Origin of the sequence: Acinetobacter lwoffii, assembly GCF_029024105.1 — a bacterium.
Classification (GTDB): Bacteria; Pseudomonadota; Gammaproteobacteria; order Pseudomonadales; family Moraxellaceae; genus Acinetobacter; species Acinetobacter lwoffii.
In genome coordinates, this window is record NZ_CP118963.1 from 1712246 (window position 1) to 1729783 (window position 17538).

The 17538-nt window shown below is 39.9% G+C and carries 19 protein-coding genes; 9 read left to right on the forward strand and 10 right to left on the reverse strand.

Annotated elements, in window-relative coordinates:
* Positions 1-6 precede the first annotated feature (6 nt).
* Complete coding sequence (locus PYW33_RS08265) at positions 7-1173, reverse strand: MFS transporter (protein ID WP_004646803.1); 1167 nt, start codon at positions 1171-1173, stop codon at positions 7-9.
* A gap of 379 nt (positions 1174-1552) precedes the next feature.
* Between PYW33_RS08265 and PYW33_RS08270 the strand changes: the two genes are divergently transcribed.
* The 3 genes from PYW33_RS08270 (at position 1553) to PYW33_RS08280 (ending at position 4928) form a co-directional block, all read left to right on the forward strand.
* On the forward strand, positions 1553-2692 hold the full coding sequence (locus tag PYW33_RS08270; protein WP_004646802.1) for a catalase family protein: 1140 nt from the start codon (positions 1553-1555) through the stop codon (positions 2690-2692).
* Positions 2693-2851: 159 nt separating this feature from the next.
* On the forward strand, positions 2852-4066 hold the full coding sequence (locus PYW33_RS08275) for an alpha/beta fold hydrolase (protein WP_016806849.1): 1215 nt from the start codon (positions 2852-2854) through the stop codon (positions 4064-4066).
* Positions 4067-4292: 226 nt separating this feature from the next.
* Entirely contained in the window at positions 4293-4928 is a 636-nt protein-coding gene (locus PYW33_RS08280) for an SOS response-associated peptidase (RefSeq protein ID WP_004646800.1), read from the forward strand.
* 41 nt (positions 4929-4969) lie between these two features.
* Here the strand turns inward: PYW33_RS08280 and PYW33_RS08285 are convergent, their stop codons facing one another.
* Together PYW33_RS08285 and PYW33_RS16890 are read right to left on the reverse strand one after the other, a co-directional pair.
* The gene (locus PYW33_RS08285; protein ID WP_004646799.1) at positions 4970-5116 is read right to left on the reverse strand and encodes a hypothetical protein; all 147 of its coding nucleotides are present in this window, start codon (positions 5114-5116) and stop codon (positions 4970-4972) included.
* Positions 5117-5278: 162 nt separating this feature from the next.
* Positions 5279-5506: a type II toxin-antitoxin system HigB family toxin gene (locus PYW33_RS16890; protein ID WP_016806847.1), complete on the reverse strand. Its 228-nt coding sequence runs from the start codon at positions 5504-5506 to the stop codon at positions 5279-5281.
* Positions 5507-6722: 1216 nt separating this feature from the next.
* On the opposite strand from PYW33_RS16890, the gene PYW33_RS08295 reads away from it, so the two are divergent.
* Positions 6723-7064 (forward strand): hypothetical protein, encoded by a 342-nt coding sequence (locus PYW33_RS08295; protein WP_004646794.1) that lies wholly within the window; start codon positions 6723-6725, stop codon positions 7062-7064.
* Between the two features lie 103 nt (positions 7065-7167).
* On the opposite strand, the gene PYW33_RS08300 is transcribed toward PYW33_RS08295, so the two are convergent.
* Together PYW33_RS08300 and PYW33_RS08305 are read right to left on the reverse strand one after the other, a co-directional pair.
* Complete coding sequence (locus tag PYW33_RS08300) at positions 7168-7398, reverse strand: hypothetical protein (protein ID WP_004646793.1); 231 nt, start codon at positions 7396-7398, stop codon at positions 7168-7170.
* A 622-nt stretch (positions 7399-8020) separates the two neighbouring features.
* Complete coding sequence (locus PYW33_RS08305; RefSeq protein WP_004646792.1) at positions 8021-8251, reverse strand: hypothetical protein; 231 nt, start codon at positions 8249-8251, stop codon at positions 8021-8023.
* A gap of 252 nt (positions 8252-8503) precedes the next feature.
* Between PYW33_RS08305 and PYW33_RS08310 the strand changes: the two genes are divergently transcribed.
* Positions 8504-8980 carry a CinA family protein gene (locus tag PYW33_RS08310; RefSeq protein ID WP_004280184.1) on the forward strand — a complete coding sequence of 159 codons (477 nt, stop codon included), beginning with the start codon at positions 8504-8506 and terminating at the stop codon, positions 8978-8980.
* 102 nt (positions 8981-9082) lie between these two features.
* Complete coding sequence (locus tag PYW33_RS08315) at positions 9083-9703, forward strand: hypothetical protein (protein WP_004646791.1); 621 nt, start codon at positions 9083-9085, stop codon at positions 9701-9703.
* Between the two features lie 66 nt (positions 9704-9769).
* Here PYW33_RS08315 and prpC read toward each other — a convergent pair whose 3' ends face one another.
* Positions 9770-10909: a bifunctional 2-methylcitrate synthase/citrate synthase gene (gene prpC, locus PYW33_RS08320; protein WP_004646790.1), complete on the reverse strand. Its 1140-nt coding sequence runs from the start codon at positions 10907-10909 to the stop codon at positions 9770-9772.
* A 4-nt stretch (positions 10910-10913) separates the two neighbouring features.
* Positions 10914-11798 carry a methylisocitrate lyase gene (gene prpB / locus PYW33_RS08325; RefSeq protein ID WP_004280180.1) on the reverse strand — a complete coding sequence of 295 codons (885 nt, stop codon included), beginning with the start codon at positions 11796-11798 and terminating at the stop codon, positions 10914-10916.
* A gap of 230 nt (positions 11799-12028) precedes the next feature.
* On the opposite strand from prpB, the gene PYW33_RS08330 reads away from it, so the two are divergent.
* From PYW33_RS08330 to PYW33_RS08340, 3 genes are all read left to right on the forward strand, one after another.
* Positions 12029-12676, forward strand: coding sequence for a TetR/AcrR family transcriptional regulator (locus PYW33_RS08330; RefSeq protein WP_004646788.1), 648 nt, complete (start codon positions 12029-12031; stop codon positions 12674-12676).
* A 114-nt stretch (positions 12677-12790) separates the two neighbouring features.
* Complete coding sequence (argF, locus tag PYW33_RS08335) at positions 12791-13711, forward strand: ornithine carbamoyltransferase (protein ID WP_004280178.1); 921 nt, start codon at positions 12791-12793, stop codon at positions 13709-13711.
* A 104-nt stretch (positions 13712-13815) separates the two neighbouring features.
* Positions 13816-14289, forward strand: coding sequence for a hypothetical protein (locus PYW33_RS08340; RefSeq protein WP_004646787.1), 474 nt, complete (start codon positions 13816-13818; stop codon positions 14287-14289).
* A 102-nt stretch (positions 14290-14391) separates the two neighbouring features.
* Here PYW33_RS08340 and PYW33_RS08345 read toward each other — a convergent pair whose 3' ends face one another.
* The 3 genes from PYW33_RS08345 to clpS form a co-directional block, all read right to left on the reverse strand.
* Positions 14392-14745, reverse strand: a complete 354-nt coding sequence (locus PYW33_RS08345) for a YnfA family protein (protein ID WP_004646786.1) — start codon at positions 14743-14745, stop codon at positions 14392-14394.
* A 91-nt stretch (positions 14746-14836) separates the two neighbouring features.
* Positions 14837-17113, reverse strand: a complete 2277-nt coding sequence (gene clpA / locus PYW33_RS08350) for an ATP-dependent Clp protease ATP-binding subunit ClpA (RefSeq protein WP_004646785.1) — start codon at positions 17111-17113, stop codon at positions 14837-14839.
* Between the two features lie 9 nt (positions 17114-17122).
* A complete protein-coding gene (clpS, locus tag PYW33_RS08355) occupies positions 17123-17536 on the reverse strand; it encodes an ATP-dependent Clp protease adapter ClpS (protein WP_004646784.1) in 414 nt (137 codons plus the stop codon).
* Positions 17537-17538: the final 2 nt, after the last annotated feature.

Below are 17538 nucleotides of genomic sequence, written 5' to 3' on the forward strand. Positions count from 1 at the left end.
ATATTTTCAAGCCTGTTTTTGCAGTTCGACTTTATTTGGCAATCCGAAAATCAGTAACAAGCCAAGCAAAGTCGATACTGCAGCAGCGATAAAAATAGATGTGCCGCCGACTTGATCCCAATAATGCCCAGCCAGAATACTGCCACTCGCCACGCCAACGCCCCACATCGTGCTATATAGCGCTTGTCCACGTCCTTGCTGCCCTGCAGAAAAATTCTGGAAAATCACTCGCATCGCAATCATATGAAATAAACCAAAACTTAAAGCGTGAATCGTTTGAGCAAAAAACTGTGCCATGAATGAAGCAGGAAAGACCCCGACGATGAACCATCTTAATCCGGTCATCAATAAGCATAACGTGACCAGATGGCGCCATGACCAGCGTGTCAGAAAGAACGTCGCATAGGCAAACATGATGATTTCCGCAATGACCCCGACTGACCAGAGCAGCCCAATCTGGCTGGTGCTAAATCCCGCCTGACTGAGATAATTGCTATAAAAACTATAAAACGGCGCGTGTGAAAATAGCAGAATCAATTCAATCAGGAAAAAACTATACACCACTGGGCGTTTAAATATCGGCCATAAGGGTTCGAGCTGTTTCTGGGCGATAGGCGCCATCGTGGGCTCTTTAATGGTAAATGACCAGAGAAAGGCCAGAAATGAAATACACAGCAACAACACTGGCAACATACTGATGCTCATAATTTCAAAGACGGCGCCCAAGCCGAATACACCAATTATAAAACCGACAGATCCCCATTTTCGTACTTTGCCATAGAGTTCTGCTCTTTTTTCCCCGAGCCAAAACAAAGTCACGCCTTCAAACTGTGCCAAAATAGCATTCTGAAAGAAACTGAAAATCAGCATCAGTAAAGCTACGGACTGAAAGCTATTGGGAATGATAAAAATCATGAACCAGATACAGGCTTCCATCCAGGTGGCAATACGTACCAGCAGCATGCGTTTACCAGACTTGTCTGCAATCCAGCCCCAAATTAAGGGAGCAAAAAAGCGGGTGACGATTGCAATAGAAGATAAAATGCCAATTTCCTGATAATTGAAGCCCTGATCTTCTAGATACAGACTCCAAAAAGGCATGAACGCCCCAACAATCGCATAGTAAAAAAAGTAAAATCCACTGAGTCTATGCTGGATTGCTAGAACTGGCATTGATTTATATATCCTAATATTTTCAGAATGTTAAACTAAATAGATTTCTATAGCACTGTATTCGACGACTCTTGATTTTGCTACGAGCATCTCGCATTAGTCTAAAAATAAATTTTCATAAGTTTATGGATAAATTTTGCTAAAGTAAAAAACTCTGTGTGGAGTTAAATTAAAGTAAGAACATAAATCGGCTTCTATATTGAGCACACGATAAAGAGTGGAAATATTTTAGAAAGGAGTATGGGTGGACTTTAAATCTGAAGATCAATAATTACACAGACATTCTCATTATTTTATGGCTAAAGTATGTCCAAAGAATTTTCAGATCATAGGCTAAAAAATTAAAACTAACTCTAGCTTTATAGCAAGGAGAAAATCAATGCCTAACTTTATAAAACCTATATGCTCGGGTCTAGTCTTCCTCCCTCTAATGGCAATAAGTATTTGTAGTGCTGCATATGCTAACACTTCCCCTATAGCATCTAACTCTCCAAAAGATAATATTCATCCCAATATAGATCATCATTTAAGTGAAAGTCTTTATCCTGATGAAGCAAACATAACTGAAAAAATCGCAGATATAATTGAGATATTGATTCGGAAAGAATATTCCACAGGTATCGCGCTACGTGATGCCCATCCCAAAGCACATGGTTGTGTACGTGCAGAATTCAAAGTAGATGAAGTTCTTCCTAAAAACTTGGTTCAAGGTGTTTTTATTCCGGGAAAAACATATCAAGCCTGGATTCGTTTCTCTAATGGTTCTAAAGATGCCCAACAAGCAGATATTAAAAAAGATGCCCGTGGCATGGCGATAAAACTTCTGGCTGTACCGGGAGAAAAGCTTTTAGATGATGAAACCTCTACTCAAGATTTCATTATGATCAATCATCCTGTCTTTTTTGTGAATGATCCAGTCCGATATATGTCATTTATGCAAGATATAAATAGCGATAGATTTTTCAATAAGTTGCATATTCCTTTTGCATTAGGAGCTAAAGGAACCTGGATTGCCTTAAATACGAGAAATAAAATTTCTAATCCTTTGCAAACTAGATATTGGTCTATGGTGCCCTATCAATTAGGAATAGGCACTGATCGTCAAGCTATAAAGTATTCAGCTCAAGCATGTTCGACAGTGACAGATCCTCTTCCACATGCTCCGCATCATAATTTTCTAAGAGAAAAACTGCGCCAATATTTGCAAAAAAGTGAAGCATGTATGGAGTTTTTGGTACAGCCTAGAACATCAAACACCATGTCGGTCGAAGATTCCATGACTGAATGGCAAGAAAGTGAGGCACCTTTCTACAAGGTCGCAACTATCCGCATTCCTCCACAAGTTTTTGATACGCCTGACCAAAACAAGTTTTGTGAAAACCTTTCCTTTACACCATGGCATACCCTACCGGAACACAAACCTCTGGGAGTAATAAACCGAATGCGAAAGGTGATTTATGATCGTATTAGTGAGGTTAGACATGATATGAATTCTATTAACAGATCAGAACCACATTAAAATATAAGTGCTTATTTGAAGTTATCAGCTAACCTAAAATAACCTGTTGTACTGCTCATTCGCCTTAACTTAAAAGCTTTAGTTTACAAACTTTGTGCAGAGTTAATTTAGAAACATAAATAAAGCTGCTACATTAAAAATGACATTATAAAAAGGAAAATGGTTTCAGCGATGAAAATTAAATCTCCTATTATTAAATTGATCATGAGTTGTTTATGTTTAGGTTCAACATATGCAATAGCATCTCCTCCACTTCCCGATAGCAGCAAAATCCAAGCATCTCATATTTCGGAAAAAATACCGGGTACAATATTATCTATACAAGAACAAAATACTGATCTGTTTACGAATGCCTCACAACGTTTCTTAATCAATTATCGCAGTCGTGGCACAAAATCCGAGCCCATCGTCACTTCAGGCTATATCTTGTTACCTAAAGGCAAAGTCCCTAAAGATGGATGGCCTGTTCTGGCTTGGGCGCATGGTACAACTGGCGTTGCTGATACATGTGCACCCTCTGGCGATTATGTGGGTGGGCCAGTCCATGTCTATCAGCAAATCGCTGCTAAGGCATTGAATGCCTGGCTCGCTCGCGGCTATGCAGTTGTTGCACCTGATTATCAAGGTTTAGGCACTCCGGGCGGTCATCCTTATATGAATGCGCGAAGCCAGTTGCATACTGTCGTTGATGCTCTACGAGCGATCCACCATTTAAAGCCTTATAACTTTAGTAAAAATTGGTATGTTATGGGTCATAGTCAAGGAGGTGCAGCATCTCTTAAAGTTGCAGCGTCCGGTCAAAAAGATGCGCCTGAATTTGATCTTCGCGGGGCAATTGCACTGGCGCCAGGCGGTTATCAATATGAAGGAATCGCTGAATATGTTGCCAGCAATTCGCAAATCACGACTAATGTCGCCGCATTTTTTCCAATTGTGCTTTTAGGAGCAGAGGCTGCAGATCCGCTGCTTGCTCCAGCAAATTTAGTGAGCCCAGAAATGGGAGAAATTCTTAATCATGCACGCAGTCGCTGTTTGTCAGAATTACAATCTGACCTAAAACAAGCACCTAAGACTGTCTTTAAATCAAATGTAAATCTGGCACCTTTGACACATTATTTAAAAGAACAGTCTATTGAGAATATGACACCGACTGTGCCGGTTCTGCTGGTACAAGGTGAGAAAGATCAACTGGTCGATGATCGTGGTACTTATGCTTACTATCAGCAGGTATGTACGAAGCAGAAATCTATCGCCTTCCATCTAGTCAAAAATGGAGATCATCGTGATTCCTTAAGACAGAGTGAATTTCTAATTGGAAACTTTATCCATTCAGTTGAACAAGGGAAAGCTTTGAACACCTGCCCTACAAAATAACCCGGTGAGCTTTTGTATTTAATCATTAAAAACTCAAATATTTTAATCTTCATATTTATAGAATAGTCCTTTAAAGGAGCACTATTCTATAAAGAGGATAAACTAATATTAATCCGTATTCTTACTTTCTGTTATAACTATACTTACGATTTCGAATTGTTTTGAGCCCATCATTTTTATACTTTAATTCTTTAGCAAATAATAATTAGAATGAAAGAGGTTATTTATGTGCTCGAACTATGAATTTCCCTCAAAAAAACGTCTTTCCTTATTAGATATTCATGAAGAGCAACTCGAACTGGGCATGAAAACACATGTTTATCCTTTAGCGCCAGCCCCAATCATTATGCGCGGTGCTGATGATTTTGAGCTGGATATCGCACGTTTCGGACTGATTCCAGCCTGGGCGAAAGAATTGAAATATGGCCGGCATACCTATAATGCACGGACTGAAACAGTGGCATCCAAACCGAGTTTCCGACATGCCTGGAAAAACAACCAGTTTGCTTTGGTACCCGTCGATACATTCTATGAACCTAAATATATAGACGGTAAATCGCACTGGTTTGGCATTTCACGTGAAGATGGCAATCCTTTTACCGTGGCGGCGATTTATGATGACGCACACATTGATGGTGAGAAAATCAGATCATTTTCGATGCTGACCATAAATTCAGATCAACATCCCTTTATGAAACAGTTTCATGACCCGAATGACGAAAAACGCTCGATTATTGTGATTCCGGAAGAATCACGACATGACTGGTTGCACTGCGATCATGAACAAGCCCATGAATTTTTCTTTGAAATGAAAGATGAGTTTATTGCAAAGCCTAGAGATCAAGGTTTATCGGGAAATTAAAAAGCCCTAAACCAAGTTAGGGCTTCGTCCATGTGAAAAAGCTATTTTTGCTCTCTCAATGGATTTTCGGGTTCTGCATTGGGTTTTTTCTCTGGTTTGACATGCTTATAAGATGCCTGATTACCCTTGTCGTCATTCGATTCTTTATGCGGATTTGATTCTTGCTCTTGCTCTGGCTTATTTGTCATATGCATCTCCTTCATATATCTATTAAGAGATAAATATGACATCTACTGCTAAACATCAATGTTATTTATGTTGCACATTCAGTTTTCTAAAAAGACAAATTTTCCTTGAAGTATTCTTTTACATTTCACAAACCCTAAAGTCCATCTGAGCAAATAAGCTGTTCAGCCTGATCGTAGATGGTACAGCAAAGAATATGAATTCGCGTGCGAGCCGATATCGAATACATGAAATTTTCTAAGCTTATCCACTGCCGGAAAAAGTCTTTTCATTTCAGTAAAATCTTTAGGATGATTGGCCTTAATCATTCGATGCCAACCAGCTAATGCAGTTTCAGCCTGTGGCCTCTTTTGAATTGCTTCAAGAATTCGAGCATGGGTGATCACACGCATAAATTTTATTGTATTCCAGTTCTAAGCAGCTAAGAATTTATCAAAACGTAATCCTATTGAAATGATTCTTTTATAAAGTATTCCTTGTGAGAAATTATGTTTAGATCCAAAAATTTCATCAGTAAAGAAAAACCCCGCCAACTGATGATTGAACGGGGATTGATCTTCATTAAGATGTCTGATGATTTGGCACATTATTCAATATTTTTCAAGCAATCACGACACTGTTTGACCTCATCATGGTCACACGTGTAGTTAATTTCAGTCGCACCATGAAGACCAAATAAACAAAATATAAATTGCATCATGTTTTTCTCCTAAGTGTAAAAAGCTCAATCTAGGATCAAGCTTTATTGCTTTAAATATAGAATGATTCAATATAAAATGATTGGATCAGCGATCTAGAACAACTTCAGTACTCAGCTCTGTTGTTTAGCCTTTCAGTAAAATTGAAGCTTTTGGGCTAAGTTTGTACAGGCTCTTCAGCTTGAGTCGCCTGATCTTTTTTACAATGATCACTTTTACAATGCTTGCTGCTCATCATCTGACACATTTTCTCTTTGCAAGATTTAAAACAACAGCCAACCATTACGCCCATGCCAAATGCGCATATACATCTCATCATAGCTTTGTCCTGTCTTTTCGTGAAAAGAGATATATAAATAACATCTATTCATGTATCTCTCCTGAGGGAATTTTCAGGCTTTATGTTGTGTATGAAAACTTATGTGAAAGAGAATGAGCAAAAAATACAATCAGCAAAGAAAAAACCAGATTTAAGACGGAAAAGAAAAAGCCTGTTTAACTCTCCTAAATTAAACAGGCCCTATAATGTGCTGATTTTTAATTATTTTCATTAAGTTCTTAGAATGACGCCAAGATATCACTAGCCATGCAGCCAATCTGTGTAGGATATATAGATGCAATGTTTCAAAATATGAAAAAACCATTACTTTTGTTAATTAAATGACTGTAATTTATCCAAAAATCTTTTTAATGGGCAAATAAGACGATTAAATAACCAAAACCCAAAAAGAATTGCTAAACCTATAAATGAGAATAGGTTAATTCAGATTTGTAGGAGAAAATTCCTTATTTCAGTCAATATCGGATGTTATGAATGTTCAATGTCTCATAAAGTTTATAGATCCCTGCTTTCTTTTTAGTCATTTCTCTCTATAATTTTTCATATGAGCAATAACAATATTTTGGCAGCATGAAAAATCGCATACTAATTACTTTATTGATGAGTCTGGCAATAAGCGGCTGCCAAAAACAGCAAGCAGAGAGTGCAGCAGAAGCTGATGCAAACATTAAAGTGCAGTTTGAACAATCAGATAATCAACTGAGTGCTTATCTGGACAAACTTGACTCTTCAACAATTAGTCTGGAAGAAAGAACACGTATCCTGTGTGAACAATATCCTAAAGAATATAAAAATAACTATATGCCTGCCTTGCTAAAACTTGCACCCAAGGAATATACAGAAAAAGAGTTGCTCACCGACCTAGACAATGCCTTGAATTTCTACAAGCTAAAAGCCAATATTCAGTGTTAATAAATACTTAGTCTAATCGTGCAATGAAATATAAAAAACCGCCTGATTCAGGCGGTTTTTTTATGAAGAGCGTAAGTCTTAAACAGAATTAACACTGCGGTTTTCACTGATCTTGTTGCTGTTGGTTACTGTTTTGCTGTGGCTGTTGTTGCTGTTGGCCTTGCTGGTTTTGTTGCTGATTGCGCTGCGGCTGCTGTTGTTGCTGGTTATTTTGTTGCTGATTTGGGTTTTGCTGGTTGTTTTGTTGACGCTGCTGATCTTGATTGCGTTGTTGATTTTGCTGTTGCTGTTGTTGCTGCTGTTTCTGTTGGTCTTGCTGTTGATTATTAGCCATGGTGGTATTCCTTACTATTTGCTTTAAATTAAAAGCCGATAGGTTTCGACTTAATATCTACTCTACGCATTTTTCAGATTTCGCCAACCTTTAACCTGTTACAGATTAATTCAATGTAAAAAATAGTAAGATAAGTACTTGAAGTGGAGATTAATGCGCAACATAAATTACCTGATATAATGCAACAGAAACATAATGAAAGACTTTATAGGTCAAAAATTTATTATCCAATAAAAGGAATAACTTAAGTCCTATTTCATATATAGGAAAATTTTTAATAAAATTTAAAAAGCGTTATTAAACAGAACCACTTAATAACTATACTATTGATATTTATAAATATATACAAATAAATCTAAATCTTCTATATTTTTAAAAAATTAAATAAAACATTAAAAATACAATTCTTTTTGAATATTATTAACTGTGAAGAAATACGATACTTAACATGACCTCACCAATAAAACTTAAGCTGTTTCGAATTTACCTTGACTTTAATTCAAATATTTTTACTTATTATTTTGGTATAAACTTAGATCAAATCATTGTTTGTAATTATATTTATTAATCTATTTATAATAAATAAGCCCCTTTAAAAGAGGCTTATTCTATTCAGTTTTTATTAGATATTGACTACTTTGACGATAATCGTTTGAGTATCTTCCTGCTCTTCGGCCAGATACAAACGTTTAAGCTCTTTGCTTTTCACTTTGAACTGCAAATTCTGATAAGAAATTGTGCTTGGTATCTGATCAAAATATTGACCATCAGCGTCAATTTCTTCCTGAAATAATGGTGTACCCAATTGATAGTCAAGACTTTTTAAGACTACATATTTTACTGTGGTTTTCATTCCAACACCCTACTTTCACTAAGCACTTTATTTTTATTTTTACCACTGTTCCGCCTGAGAAGAAACCTCTATTTTTGAAAATAGCCCAAACTTTAACCACTCAGATTTGCGATCAGGTCAACATGAAATTACACTGATCTATGAAAAAAATTTTAACTTTCATAAAAATATAAATATACTTGGAGTTGATCGACAGGAAAAAATCTGCCTAGATTGATCTAAAATCACTCCCACAAAGAAAATATAGAGACTATGATAAAAACCTGTTGCGGCTTACTCGAAGAGAAAAACATAAAAATTGCCTTTATCGAAAGCGCAAGTTCTGGATATCTCAGTAGCCAGTTCTCCATTTGTAAAGGAGAAGGTGCCGAAATTCTGATTGGTGGTTTGATCTGCTACGATGTAAGTGTCAAGACTTCAGTATTGGGCATTTCCAAGAATCTGATCAATAGTCATACTGCGGAATCTATGCCGGTAACGGTTGCTCTGGCGGAAGCAGGTAAAAAAATGTTCCGTGATGCTGACTGGATTATTGCCTGTACAGGATTGCTTAAACCAGGTGGTAGCGCGACACCAGAGAAACCGGAAGGGACTTTTTTTGTGGCCATTAATGATGGCACGCAAATCCATCAGTTCCAGTATTATCTCAAAGGCTCGCCACTTGAACGCCTCAACAAACTGTCCGCTGTGGTTGCACATGACATGATCAATCTGTTGAATAACAGCTAAGCTTTCAAAGTTACTGTATAGCCTGAATAAGCTTCATTATTTCTACCGTATTTTAAGATAGATTGGCATGATCAGATGCCAATCTATTTTTTTGAGGGTGGAATGACCATGAATATTAAAACTGCACTGCTCCTGCTCCCTCTGAGCTTGCCCACTCTGGCTTTCGCTACCGTAGGCGGTCCACAAAATATTGAAGTTCTAGGCTATGAAGTCAAAGAACAGAAGCTTTATATCATGCGTCACTATCTTGATGGTCGTGGACGCTTGCCTCAACTATATTATTATAATTTTAAATCCCAAAAACCAAATCAACTGGTTCAGGTCAATTCCTTATATATCAATCCTAAAACCAAGCGCATCGATTATGATCAAGACAGTCGCAAGTTTGATCAGGACATTGCCAAAATCAAAAAACGTTTAGTTCCATTAAATCCAATTCAAAAATCAAAACCACAGCTTAAGGTGTTAAAGACAAAAAAAGGTAGCGCGCCTGCCTGGCATGACCCTCAGGAAAAAGTGCCAAAATGGACCTATCAATATCAAGTGAAATCTGGCTTACAAAAAAGCGCGGTTCAGCAAGCGGTTAGTTATCAGCAAGGCTTGAAAATTAGCCAGGCCTATAAAGTTCCGAGACAAAATAAAACTCTGGTAATAGTAAAGTATCTGGGTATTCCTTTTGAAACAGGTTATAGCATTGAAGATCCGGCACTGTTAAGCCGATAACGAAACCGATAAAAAATAAGGTCTCAATTGAGACCTTATTTTTTTTATTTTTACTACAGAAACAGATTAAGCCGCAGTAGAACGCTCAGCGATTGGCACTACTTTACGCAACTCTGGCCCAGTGTAATCCGCGCTTGGACGGATAATACGATTGTCTGCACGTTGTTCCATCACATGTGCGGCCCAGCCTGTCACACGCGACATAACAAAGATCGGGGTAAACAGCTTGGTTGGAATGCCCATAAAATGATAGGCAGATGCATGGAAGAAATCCGCATTACAGAATAATTTCTTCTCACGCCACATGACTTCTTCACAGCGTACCGAGACTGGATAAAGTACCGTATCACCGACATCTTTGGCCAAACGCTCAGACCAGACTTTAATAATGCCATTACGCGGATCATTGTCCTTATAGATCGCATGACCGAAGCCCATGATTTTTTCTTTACGTTCCAGCATGCCCAGCATTTCACGTTCAGCTTCTTCAGGCGACTTCCAGTTTTCAATCATGTCCATCGCAGCTTCGTTGGCACCGCCATGTAGAGGGCCACGCAAGGAACCGATTGCACCGGTAATACAAGAGTGCATATCGGACAGCGTTGATGCACACACACGAGCGGTAAAAGTTGAAGCGTTGAATTCATGCTCTGCATACAGAATCAAGGAAACATTCATCACCTGTTCATGTAATTCATTTGGCTTTTCGCCATGCAGTAGATTCAGGAACTGCGCACCGATTGAATCATCATCGGTATTTTCTTCAATACGCACGCCGTCATGGCTATAACGATACCAGTAACAGATCATTGCCGGCAAAGTTGCCAAAATACGGTCTGCGATATCCTGTTGCTGCTCAAAAGATTGCTCAGTTTCAAGATTGCCCAGCATGGAAACGCCAGTACGCATCACATCCATTGGATGTGAGTCGGCAGGAATACGCTCAAGGACTTCTTTTAATGCCTGAGGTAAAGTGCGTAAGGATTTCAGTTTGGCTTTGTAGGCTGCCAATTGCTCTGATGTCGGCAATTCTCCGAAGAAAATCAGGTAAGCGACTTCTTCAAACTGGCAATGTTCAGCCAGATCCTGTACGTCATAACCGCGATAGGTCAGGCCTGCGCCACTTTTGCCTACTGTTGAAAGTGAGGTTTTACCTGCCACTTGTCCGCGCAATCCTGCGCCAGTGAGTACTTTTCCTTCAGCCATTTTTTTAATTCTCCTGTTTAAACAGTTTATCTAATGTGTCTTCGAAGCTGTGATAATCTAAAAATTCGTAGAGTTCTTTTCGTTGTTGCATGATATCCAGCACATTTACCTGAGTACCATGTTCGCGCACCGAACGCATCACTTCAAGTGCGGCTTTTTGCATTGCACGTGTCGCTGACAATGGATACAGCACCATGCCAATGCCCTGCTCAGCCAATTCATCTACCGTATAATACGGCGTATCACCAAATTCGGTAATATTCGCCAGGACTGGCACACCGACCGCATCACATACTGTACGGTACATGGTGATATCAGTCATCGCTTCAGCAAAAATCGCATCTGCGCCCGCTTCAACACAGGCAGAAGCACGGTCAATCACGGCTTGCAGGCCTTCTTTTTGTAGCGCATCGGTACGCGCCATCACCACGAAGTTTGAATCGGTTTTCGCATCTACAGCAGCTTTGATACGATCGACCATTTCCTGTTGCGATACGATTTCTTTATTTGGACGATGACCACAACGCTTCTGTGCAACCTGATCTTCAATATGAACCGCAGCGGCTCCTGCTGCAATCATCTGTTTGATCGTTCGGGCAATATTTAATGCGCCGCCCCAACCGGTATCAATATCAACCAGTAAAGGTGTATCCACACGTTCAGTGATCCGGCGTACATCTTCAAGAACATTATCCAGGCTGGTCATGCCCAGGTCAGGCAAACCATAAGAATAATTCGCGACACCCGCACCTGATAAATAAATGGCTTTATAACCGACCTGTTTGGCCATCATGGCAGCATAGGCATTTACCGTGCCCATAATTTGCAATGGTTTCTCGACTTCAAGCGCTTGTCTAAATCTTAAACCTGCAGACATTTGTTCTGTCATCTTCCTTTTCCACAGTCTTGGCTATAATTATTGAAATTCGAGTATACTCATTTGGCTTGCTCATTCCATAACCCGATAGAACAAATACTCTAAAACTTTAGTCAAATTTTTAAGTTTTGCTTTACCTAATTAGCAAATAGCGCACTTATCTGGCGCAATTATGAAATATGTGCATATATTTGCTATGATGGCGTTTCAATCTTTATTGTCATGTTGATGTACGATCTCCTATGCAAGACCTTGCCCTAGAACCGCTCGCCAAAGATCTGCCACAGACCAAACGTGGTCATGAGCGTTGTATTGCGCTGCTGATCAGTGCAACCGAGCTATTTCTGGAACGGGGTTATGACGCTGTCTCTCTGGATGATATCGTCCAGCATGCCGGAGGCTCCAAAGCTTCGATCTATAAATACTTTGGCAATAAAGAAGGCTTGTTTAAAGCCATCTGCGATTATCGTCGTATCAAGTTTTTTGAAGATATCAGTATTCCGATCGAATTGATGGCACTGGATTTTCGTAGTTATTTAGTACACACGCTACTCAATTTTTATCACCAGATCATGCAACCTGAAAACTCGGCCTTTATGCGTCTGGTGCTGGAACAGAGTCAGCGCAATCCAGAACTTGCCCAGCATATTCATGAGCGAGGCCCGGTGCATGTACAAAGTGCCATTGCTACGGCTTTAGAACAGGCAGATGCGCAAGGTTTATTGCATTGCGAGAATCCGCAATATTCGGCACAGTTGTATTTTGGTATTTTGCGCAATCTGGAATGGCGTATTCTGATGGGAATTCCGGTACAGGAAGATGATCAGGAAATCGACAAATACATCAGTTATTGTGTGGATCGCTTTTTAGACGGTCATCAAAAAGTCTAGTTTTTTTGCATTTTTCATTGCTTATAGTATATTAGCCGATTCCGTATTTTTTTCTTAAACTAACCAACAACTGATTGTTGATCGAGTTTTTCGGCAATTATTGTGGAGTAACGAATGGCTCTCCGTCACTTTCTCACCTTACGCGATTTATCAACTTTAGAACTTAACCAGATTTTGCAACGCGCAATTGAGCTTAAGCGCAAACAGCATAACAATGAAGTGTTCCAACCATTTGTTGGTAAAGTGATGGGCATGATTTTTGAGAAATCGAGTACCCGTACGCGTGTTTCGTTTGAAGCTGGCATGAGCCAATTTGGTGGTAGCGCGATTTTCCTGTCTTCACGCGATACCCAGTTAGGTCGTGGTGAACCGATTGAAGATTCTGCACGTGTGATTTCAAGCATGCTGGATATCGTGATGATCCGTACTTTCGGCCATGATATCGTGGAGCGTTTTGCATCTTATTCAAAAGTTCCAGTGATTAATGCGTTGACAGATGACCACCATCCTTGCCAGCTACTTGCTGACATGCAGACTTATGTAGAGCAACGTGGCTCAATTGAAGGTAAAACTGTTGCCTGGATTGGTGATGGCAACAATATGTGTAACTCTTATATTGAAGCTGCACATATGTGGGGCTTTAATCTGAAAATTGCAGCGCCAAAAGGCTATGAGCCACAAGAAAAATTCCTGTCTGAATTCGCGCATTGTGTGGAACTGGTTCCTTCTGCTGAAGATGCAGCGGTGAATGCTGACCTGATCGTGACTGATGTTTGGGCAAGCATGGGTCAGGAAGAAGAGCAGAAGATCCGTGAAAAAGCCTTTGCAGATTATCAGGTGAATGAACGCCTGATGGATCTTGCACATCCGGATTGCTTGTTTATGCACTGCTTGCCTGCGCATCGTGGCGAAGAGATTTCAGAAAATCTGCTTGACCATAAAAATGCCGTAGTTTGGGATGAAGCTGAAAACCGCTTGCACGCGCAAAAAGCTTTGGTTGAATTCCTGATTAATGAAAATCTGAAAAAAGACTAATTTTTTAAGATGAATCTTCACAAATTAAGCACCAATCTCTGGTGCTTTTTTTGTCTCAGCTCTTATAATCATTGTTGAAATGGAATAAAAAGTGATTTTATACAATGCAAAAAAAATATTGGGCTTTGGCACTCTTGACTGGTTTTAGCAGTGTCGCCTTACCGGTGCATGCTTCTGAATTTGACCAATATCTTCAAGAAAAAAATATTATTGACAGCAAATTTAAAATTCAGAAAAAAGCTGAGCTGAATGAATTGCTCGCAGTGCTCAGTGCAGAGGATTCCAGAACTTTACCATTGCAGATTGATCAAAATACGATTATTGAACAATTACAGTTAAGTGCCAATAAAACCACACTGAAAGGCATGATCATCACGCCCGATTTTAGCCAGTTTGAAAAAGACTTGGGGCGCAAAGAAGTGATGAAAGTCATTCGCAATAATCTGCTCAATAATTGTGAAATTTTCTTTGAGCATCGCTATCAGATTGAGAACCCTTACAAGGTTGAACTCAGCCTGAACTCGCAGACACAAACATATAAAACGGATATTTCCCAGAAAGATTGCAAATTAAAATAATCTAAACACATAAGACATTTATTTCGATTCAGGATTCAAGAATCCTGAAAACAAAAGGTAGCCGTGGCTACCTTTTTTAATAAGGTTTACTGTTATATCTTGCTAACGCACCAAGCCTTGCGGCTGCAAAATAATAATCAACGCGCCCAGTATTACCACCATGCCACCAAGTAGATCCCAACGCGATAGAGTCACTTGATCAACGAAGCGCAACCACATCAGTGCTGAAAAAATATAGATACCGCCATAAGCGGCATAGATCCGTCCTGAAGCAGCTGGATGCAAGGTTAACAGCCAGACAAAAGCCGCCAAAGCCAGAGCTGTCGGAATCCATAACCAGTGGCTTCTCCCCTGATTTAAAATCAGATAGGGAAAATAACAACCTAAAATTTCCATCAATGCCGTGACTAAAAACAGTAAAAATGTCGTGAACAGCTTGGTAACTTGAATATCCATAATTTATCTTTTAAATGATATGAATTTGATAATTTAAAATATGAGTCCATGAAAAAACCCGTGCAAGCACGGGTTTGATCCTTCTTATTAATTAAGCTGGTTCAGCAGTCTGGTCTTCAAAAACTTCAAGTTTTAAGCCAACCGCTTTACCATTTTCTTTTTTCACAGATACTGCAACATTGCCGCCATTTTCAGCCAGCTCACCAAACAGGATCATCTCAGCCAGCGGTTTTTTCAGGTGTTCCTGAATCAAACGTTGCATTGGACGTGCGCCCATTAAACGGTCATAGCCATGTTCTGACATCCATTCACGTGCACTCTGATCCACTTCCAACATGACTTTTTTGTCATCTAGTTGTGCTTGAAGTTCAGTCAGGAATTTATCTACAACATTTTCAATAATGCTGCTTGGTAATGCCTTGAACTGAATCACGCCATCGAGACGGTTACGGAATTCTGGCGAGAAAACTTTCTTCATCGCTTCCTGATTATCGTTACTATTGTCCTGTTCCATAAAACCAATGCTGACACGTGAAATACTTTCAGCACCAATATTGGTGGTGAGTACCAAGACCACGTTACGGAAATCAGATTTACGCCCGTTATTATCAGTCAATGAACCATGATCCATAATCTGCAATAAGAGGTTAAACACATCTGGATGCGCTTTTTCGATCTCGTCTAGCAACAGCACACAATGCGGATTTTTGTGAATCGCATCGGTGAGCAAGCCACCCTGATCAAAACCGACATAGCCCGGAGGTGCACCGATCAAACGTGACACTGCATGACGTTCCATGTATTCCGACATATCAAAACGAACCAGTTCCACACCCATCTGTTTCGCGAGCTGCTTGGTCACTTCGGTTTTACCAACACCTGTAGGACCCGCAAAGACAAAACTACCTACAGGCTTATCTGGAGACTTCAAACCGGCACGTGACAGTTTAATTGCAGAAGCCAAGGCCTCAATCGCTTCATCCTGACCAAAGACCACACGTTTTAAATCACGCTCAAGATTTTCCAGCACACTCTTGTCATCTTTAGAGACAGTTTTCGGAGGAATACGCGCAATTTTAGAAACGATGTCTTCAATATTTTCTACGGTGATTAAACTGTCATCTTGTTCTGCTTTGAGACGGCGCTGAGCACCGGCTTCATCAATGACATCAATCGCCTTATCTGGCAAGAAACGGTCGTTGATAAATTTCGCAGAAAGTTCTACCGCAGACACTAAGGCTTGATCTTCATATTCCACATGATGGAAATCTTCAAACTTCGATTTCAGACCACGTAGGATATCAATAGTTTCAGAAATAGATGGCTCATTCACATCAATTTTCTGGAAACGACGCGATAAAGCATGATCTTTCTCAAAGACCTGACGGTATTCCTGGAATGTGGTTGACCCGATGCAGCGTAAAGAACCATTTGCCAGCGCCGGTTTGATCAGATTCGATGCATCCATGGTACTGCCCATACTCGAGCCTGCACCAATAATCATGTGAATTTCATCAATAAACAGCACTGCTTCAGGTTTCTTTTTCAACGCATTTAAAAGCTGTTTCAAGCGTTTTTCAAAGTCGCCACGGTATTTGGTTCCTGCCACCAAAGCACCAATGTCCAGACTGAAAATTTCAGCATTTTCCAGTGGTTTTGGCGCTTTACCATTGACAATTAACCAAGCCAGCCCTTCAGCAATCGAGGTTTTACCGACACCTGGATCACCGACAAGGAGTGGGTTATTTTTACGACGGCGGCAAAGAATTTGCGCGGCACGCTCGATTTCTTTTTCACGACCAATCAGTGGATCGGTCTTACCTTTTTGTGCTTCAACATTCAGGTTAGTGGTATAAAGTTCAAGTGGACCTGAACTTGCTGAAGATGCTGATTCGCCATCTAGATCTTCGATTTCTTCTTCAGACTGTACATCTTCTTTACGGGTACCATGAGACAGGTACTGAGTCAGGGTCAGACGGTTAATTTGATGACGTTTCAGCAGATAGACTGCAAATGAGTCACGCTCAGAATACATGGCAACCAGAATATCAGCACCTTCTACAGTACGATCGCCGCCGCTTGACTGCACGTGAAAAATCGCGCGTTGCAAGATCCGGTCGAAGCTTTCTGTCGGGTGTGGTGCCTGATCACTATTTTCACCAAGTTTAGGGGTATGTTGTTCTACGTACTCTTCTAATTCCTTACGCAACACGATGATGTCCGCACCACATGCTTTGAGAGCATTCACGGCTGAATCATTGTCGAGCAAGGCTAACAATAAATGTTCTACGGTCAGGAACTCATGTCTCTTTTGACGAGCCATGCTGACAGCCAAACGTAGTGATACTTCTAATTGACGACTGAGCATGTAACCCCCTTAATCTTTAGGCTCTATTTGGCAAATTAACGGATGACCTTGTGATCGAGCATAATTATTGACTTGGTTCGCTTTGGTCTCCGCAATGTCTCGAGGATAAACCCCAGCTACACCCTTTCCTTCATAATGTACAGTTAGCATTACTTGTGTAGCTTGGTCAAGATTCATTGCAAAGTATTGTTGTAAAATTTCAATTACAAACTCCATCGGCGTATAGTCGTCATTTAATAAAACAACCGCATACAACGGTGGACGTTTCAGTTCTGGCGGTGCAGTCTGTACAGCTAAGTCAGAATCACCGTCTTCAGAGGGTTCATTTGCTAAACGTGGGCTGATATGCCAATCAACGATTCCAGACTCATTAAAAGAATTTTTAATATCACTTAAACACATTTGACGTTTATTGCTTGGCATAA